7 protein-coding genes are annotated in these 6,035 nt (G+C 33.1%); all 7 read right to left on the minus strand.

Features of this window, described 5'->3' with window-relative positions; genetic code table 11:
- Positions 1–523 precede the first annotated feature (523 nt).
- Positions 524–1,594, minus strand: coding sequence for an HNH endonuclease (locus tag LEP1GSC199_RS20370; RefSeq protein WP_002992147.1), 1,071 nt, complete (start codon positions 1,592–1,594; stop codon positions 524–526).
- Positions 1,595–1,790: 196 nt separating this feature from the next.
- Positions 1,791–2,237, minus strand: a complete 447-nt coding sequence (locus LEP1GSC199_RS20375; protein WP_002992157.1) for a hypothetical protein — start codon at positions 2,235–2,237, stop codon at positions 1,791–1,793.
- Positions 2,238–2,754: 517 nt separating this feature from the next.
- Positions 2,755–3,084 carry a helix-turn-helix domain-containing protein gene (locus tag LEP1GSC199_RS20380; protein WP_002992142.1) on the minus strand — a complete coding sequence of 110 codons (330 nt, stop codon included), beginning with the start codon at positions 3,082–3,084 and terminating at the stop codon, positions 2,755–2,757.
- Complete coding sequence (locus LEP1GSC199_RS20385) at positions 3,044–3,436, minus strand: type II toxin-antitoxin system RelE/ParE family toxin (protein ID WP_002992156.1); 393 nt, start codon at positions 3,434–3,436, stop codon at positions 3,044–3,046. The genes LEP1GSC199_RS20380 and LEP1GSC199_RS20385 overlap by 41 nt, the downstream gene beginning before the upstream one ends.
- 330 nt (positions 3,437–3,766) lie before the next feature.
- Complete coding sequence (locus tag LEP1GSC199_RS22030; RefSeq protein ID WP_002992145.1) at positions 3,767–4,183, minus strand: transposase; 417 nt, start codon at positions 4,181–4,183, stop codon at positions 3,767–3,769.
- A gap of 399 nt (positions 4,184–4,582) precedes the next feature.
- Positions 4,583–4,873 carry a transposase zinc-binding domain-containing protein gene (locus LEP1GSC199_RS22035; RefSeq protein ID WP_332307954.1) on the minus strand — a complete coding sequence of 97 codons (291 nt, stop codon included), beginning with the start codon at positions 4,871–4,873 and terminating at the stop codon, positions 4,583–4,585.
- 319 nt (positions 4,874–5,192) lie between these two features.
- A partial coding sequence (locus LEP1GSC199_RS20395; protein ID WP_002992153.1) for a hypothetical protein occupies positions 5,193–6,035 on the minus strand: 843 nt, incomplete at its 5' end.

A 6,035-nucleotide genomic window follows, 5' to 3' on the forward strand; every position in this document is an offset into this window, starting at 1 on the left:
ACGCCACGTATTAGTTAATTGCAGTTGGTTTTGTGTTGTATTTGCTAATAATACGAAGTGTTTGAAATCCCAGCGCGCAAATTTTCTTTCTTATTCTTGGTCTTCAAAGCCCGACAATCATTTTTGAATCATGCAAACCGTGACCAAAAAATAATAGGAAATGTAGCGAAATAAACCTCTTAATTCTTATTCTTTTCTTTAAAGCGCTCGAATCATTAACAAAGTAATAAAACCGATATAAAGATCTATTATTGAATTGAGCAAAGTTGGACTCTCACCTTTTAAGAAAAATTGCGCGCTGGTTTTTTTGAATAGAATTAACCAATTGCAATTAACGAACTAGCCTTAACGACGTAGGCTGACCCTGAGTCCCGAAAGGGACGTTAGGGACTGGAACGACACTTGCGAATGCAAGGGGAGTGCCAGAAGCCTATGTGTCGCAGACCGAGCGAGGCCTCGTGCCGAAGCGAAGCGTTAAGGCGCTGTTAAGCGCCGTTTCAGCAGTATTTATTGAATTGATTTCTTATTCAATTTCATAAAAGATTTCTTTGAATGATTTTTTGGAAAGGTCAATGGCAATTTCATCCGTAATTATAGTGCCTTGTGGATAACCTAAATAGTCAACTTCGAGTTCCTTTCCGATATTGTGTTTTATTGTCTCGTAGAAAAATGCTTTTTGATATCTTGATACATAGGCTCCAAGAATGTTTATATTTTTTTCTGTTATTTGTATGCTTTGATCCCAAAGATTTTCTTTTATTTTGGGACTACCTTTCATAAGTGTTTGTTTTTCTAATATCTTTCCATCTAGGTTTTGTTTGAAAATGGAATATACATTTTCTCCTACATAATTGAGATTAAGAAAAATAATGTATTTCCATGTACTGAAAAGTGATACTTTACATATCAATTTTTTTGATACATTGTCCGAATTTATTTCTAGGCTATGGCATATCTCTGATCGTTTAAAGTAGTCCGAATCCGGCGGTTCATTATAATCAGGGAAGACTATGGAAGCGTTATATGTTCCTTGAATATATGGTATTAAGTGATTTACGAAAGAATCGATACCTTCCGATTCTAAATAGTATTCAAATCCAATTTTTGCTATTGCCCGCATTACGTCTGCATCGCCGGTAGTAAACTTATGTAAAAATCGAGTATCGCGATTAAATTCTTCTAGTTGATCGGATATGTGGATTTTATTTTCTGTTCTTCGTTTATTTAATTTATTTATTTTTGTTTGCAGGTCATTTTTATCAGTATATGAAATCTTTAATTGGTTATTATTGGTTTTCAGAATGTCACTTGCAATTTTTATTTTTCCACCTTGATTCAGGATATAAGGATCTCCTTCTTTAAGCGAATTTATTTGAATTTTTTTATTAGATTTTCTTTCTCGATATACATTGAAGACTATAGAAGGTAATGCAACATTTTCGAATAAAACTCTGTCAATACTATTTCCAAATTCATTGTTACAATTCCAGCATACGTTATTTAACGTTAGAATTCCACCAATTGATTGAGGAATAATATGTTCTTCGGTTTTGTTTTTCTCAGTTATAATTGTGTTACAAAAAATACATTTCATGCTGATATGGCGCTTAACGAACTAGACTAACCGACGTAGGCTGGCCCTGAGTCCCGGAACGGGACGTTAGGGACTGGAACGACACTTGCGAATGCAAGGGGAGTGCCAGAAGCCTATGTGGCGTAGCCCAAGCGAGGGCTTGTCCCGAGGCGCAGCGGTTAGTTGCTGTTATACGAAGGGCAGGTGTTAAATAAGGTTATATGTATTTTCTCTGGCGATTTTTCAATTCATTAAAAAGAGGGACGGATATTTTATCTTCAGAAGTTTCTTTTTCTAAATAGTCAAAATATTTTTTAATTTCAATGTTTTTTACAATACGTAATAATTCATATTCAAAAAATGAAAAATCTGATTTTGTAAATAATCCCTCTGTCTCTAATCTACATATAGTCTCAAAAAATCCTAAGAGTCTGTCTAAAATAATCTCTTGTTTTGAACCTGGTAAATTTTTATTAAACTTAAATGTTTCGTGATCAATTTTGTAAAATAACTCTTCCATTTCTCTGTTGGAAATTAAAAATTCATGTAGTCTGAGTAAATAATCAATTCTTCTCTGCTTATTCTGTTTATACAGTTGGAATACTGCTATCACAACTGCAATAGTTGTTGATATGTTCGCTAATAATTGAAGGTTTTCTAGCATTTAGTTCTCACTATTAATTTATTGAATGTATGAAATCTATTTTATGAATTTGTTTTAAAGTTATTTTTTTAGAATAAAGGTTTTGGTTTATATAAATAATATTTCTTTATTAAGTTTTTAATAAAGCGTTTTTGTGTCTTAATGGTTTAGATTTCCGGTAATATTTTAGAATGATATATTTATTTTTGATTTTAAAATTCCAAATCGAAATTCAGTTGCAAGATTACATTGGTGATATGTCCAGAGTTGAATCTTTTTATTATAAATTTTATTCTTATGAAATTTAACTTAAGTAAATTGAGATTCTGCCTTTCGTATAACGAACTAGTGGAGACGACGTTTCCCGACCCTGAGTCCCGGTAACGGGACGTTAGGGACTGGCACGGAGTTTGCGGATGCAAACGAGTGACAGAAGGGAAATGTGGCGCAGCCCAAGCGAGGCCTTGTGCCGAAGCGCAGCGTTTCCATGCTGTTATACGAAGGCCCCAGATATTGGAATTATTTTATTTAAGAAGTCTTAAGAAGCTTTCAAGAGAACAAACTCTTTCTTTGATTTCCCAACTTTCTTATTTCTTACTTTAGCTTTTATTTCTAAATCCATTCCAAGGCTATCCAAATAGTCTATTAAAGTGGATATTTTCATATCCTTTCTTGATTCGAGTTTTGAAAGACCAGATTGTGAAAAATTGATAATATCTTCTTGTCTCAAACCAACTTGTTTTCGTAAATCTGCGAGATTGATTTGAAAAAGCATTTGCTCAGCTTTATGTTTTGCCCTAGCAACACTTTCCGAAGGCAATGATTTTTCAAGATTTTCTATTGGATTTCTTTTTACTTTTGCTTTCATCAACTATCTCCTTATTTTCGATTAGCCATTTATTATAAATTTTCTCAACCATCGGAATCATTTCTTCATAAAATCGCTTATCCTTGCCTCTTTTATCGCCACCAGTTAGTAATAAGCCGATTCTTCCTTCTGTAAAAACGAAAAAGATTCTGATAACTTTTAACTTAATCTGGATACGAAGTTCTTTTAGATTTTGAATCTTAGATCCCTGAATTGAATCAGCAAAAGGTCTACCTAGTAAAGGGCCTTTCTGTCGTAAAAGATAGAAGTGTGCTAGTATTTCTTCTTTAGTGTTTAAATCAAGTTTTAGAAGCCACAAATCAAATTCTTTGGTAGATTCAATTTCCCACACATCTTAATTTTAGACGAAATATAAATGCAGTCAAGTGAATATTCACTTAAATTCATAATATTTCTCTTCATTCTGTTTTCTGGGGCTTTCGTATAACGAACTAGCGGAGACGACGTTCCTCGTAGCTGAGCCTGCAGGGCAGGCGTTAGCGTCGGCGCGTCTTCTTGCGGAGCAAGAAGCGTGACGGAGAGGAATGTGCCGGAGGCCAAGCGAGGGCTCGTCCCGAAGCGAAGCGTTTCCGCGCTGTTATCTGCTGTGCCCTATGCTAAGTTTGGCTTGCTGCCTGTTTTTTCTCACTAAGGAATTTAATAGTCCAAAATTGAGTCAAAGTTAAGCGACAAGTCTTGTGAATAGTTCTTCAGTAGGCGGATCCTTTCCAAATTTGATGTAAACAATATCTGGAACTTTGAATTCGTCAACTTCTTCAAACAGAATCATCCTTTGATTGCAGAAAGGACAAGATTTGTGTAATTTATGCTGAACATCGAGAATGGAATCATCATTAATATTAGATTCATTTTCTTCTTTACTGATTATCCCCAATAATTGTTTTACGAGGTCATACTTAGATCTACTAGCGGAGCTGTAGAAACCAGAATAACGAATAGATTTAATGTTTTGTGGAATGATATGTTTGATGTATCTATTTACAAATTCATGGTTAGAAAAGGAAAAAGATTTATCTTTTTTATGAAGATTAATGGAACCATTATCAAAAAAAATCGACCTGATTAAGATCGAGAGCATTTCCTTTTATAGTTTTGGAAAGGTAGTCAATAATAGGATAAAGGTGATTCGTATTTCTTAGAAACAAATATATTTTCTTTATGTAAATTATCTATATTTAGTCTGAAGTCATTTCCAAGTTCAGGATGTTTCTTATGTAAAAGAATTAATTCTTTCTTTAGAATTTGGTTATATATAGAATTGAAGTTATCAAGTTTGAAGAGGTCTATCAGTAAGAGAATTTGTCCTGTTTTTTGGATAGAGCAATAGAATTGAGAACGATGTGTATATGACGCCACGTATGCTGGTAAGCATCCCCATGAGTGTGTAGAACAGAAATGAATGCGGTAGTAGGGGTTAGGTCAAAAGAATACTTAATTAATTTGAGAATCGTATTAGATGAAGCTTCAAAAAGGATTTCTATAAATTCTTTATAATGGGAAAGAATATATGGATACAGAAAAGAAGGTAACTTAAAAACAAGATGATAATGTGGAGAATTAGAAACTTTTTCTTTTGTATTAGAATTCCATTCTCTTTTATTTCTGATTGGCAAGTAGGACAAGATCTATTGTTACAAGATTCTCTAATGAATATAGAGAAGTGTCCGTTTGGACAAGAATAGACTCTTCCCTTCATGGCATTAGTTCTACACAGAGTAACAGCAGAAACAACCTTCTTAACATGAGTAGGCAGGTTGGAAGCTTGAATCTTATCTTTTGCTTATATAATACTTGTTGGAATTCATTCATAGAATAAAGTTCTAGGGCATTGCAGATAACGAACTAGACTAACCGACGTAGGCTGACCCTGAGTCCCGGAAGGGACGTTAGGGACTGGAACGACACTTGCGAATGCAAGGGGAGTGCCAGAAGCCTATGTGGCGTAGCCCAAGCGAGGGCTCGTCCCGAAGCGAAGCGGTTAGTTGCTGTTAGCCGAAGTGAAGGTTTAATCAGAATTTATATTTTCTAACATTTTCTTTCTATATTTTTAAATAATTTTTCCGAATGTTCTTTTGCTATTTTTACTTTCAAATACTTTTTCCTAATATTTGCTTTGACTCTATGCTTATAAAATTCTTAGGTATCTTGATTGTTTCATTTATTGAAAGATCAAAAAGTGAAATGTATTTATCTGAGCTAAAAGTTTTATGTAGTGATTCATTTGTGAAATCTAGTTTTATTCCGCCTCTTCTTTGAGTATAAATTGCAGAGTAAATTTCAGTCGCACCTTTAGAATCTAGTTGGGTTTCAGATTTAATATTATAAAGATAGAACCTGAATATGTTGGATCCAATACCTGATTGTATTCCAATTTCACCGGGAAGAAATTTTTTAATGATGTAAAGATAAATTTGAAGATTATGAGAAAGAAGAAATGTTAGTTCGTTGAAATTTGATTCATTAATAAATTCATTATTCGTTCTACCTGATGAAAGAATATAGTTATAGAGTTCAAATGATCTTTTGTAGTAATTTAGTCCGAATCTAAAAAAAGTATACGCCACGTATCTTGAGATCAAAATCAATGTCTTTTCCTGATTTTGTAATGGAATTTTGTTTAAAGAAAAAATAAATTGGCTTAGTGATGGAAATTTGATTACAGATGAACAAGCTTGGTTTAGATCACTTAACGTATTATTTATAAAACTCGAATAGTAAATTTTTCTATTATAATTAAAATATTCCTTTTCATTAGATTTTATTTTCTTATGTGAATAAAATAGAGAAGAGTAGAGTAAATGTGTTAAGATTGCTATTTCTGATGGATGATTCCTGCCTTTGAATGAAAGATTCTTAAATGTTTTTAATAACAATTTCCATTGAAAATTAGTTAGATTGTCATTTTCATTACTTTCAAATATATCATTCAG

This window comes from Leptospira vanthielii serovar Holland str. Waz Holland = ATCC 700522, from assembly GCF_000332455.1.
GTDB lineage: Bacteria > Spirochaetota > Leptospiria > Leptospirales > Leptospiraceae > Leptospira_A > Leptospira_A vanthielii.

Excerpts from the sequence above, each read along its gene's own strand:
- LEP1GSC199_RS20375 (WP_002992157.1), bottom strand. The coding sequence starts at position 2,237 with ATGCTAGAAAACCTTCAATTATTAGCGAACATATCAACAACTATTGCA.
- LEP1GSC199_RS20370 (WP_002992147.1), bottom strand. The coding sequence starts at position 1,594 with ATGAAATGTATTTTTTGTAACACAATTATAACTGAGAAAAACAAAACC.
- LEP1GSC199_RS22030 (WP_002992145.1), bottom strand. The coding sequence starts at position 4,183 with ATGCTCTCGATCTTAATCAGGTCGATTTTTTTTGATAATGGTTCCATT.
- LEP1GSC199_RS20380 (WP_002992142.1), bottom strand. The coding sequence starts at position 3,084 with ATGAAAGCAAAAGTAAAAAGAAATCCAATAGAAAATCTTGAAAAATCA.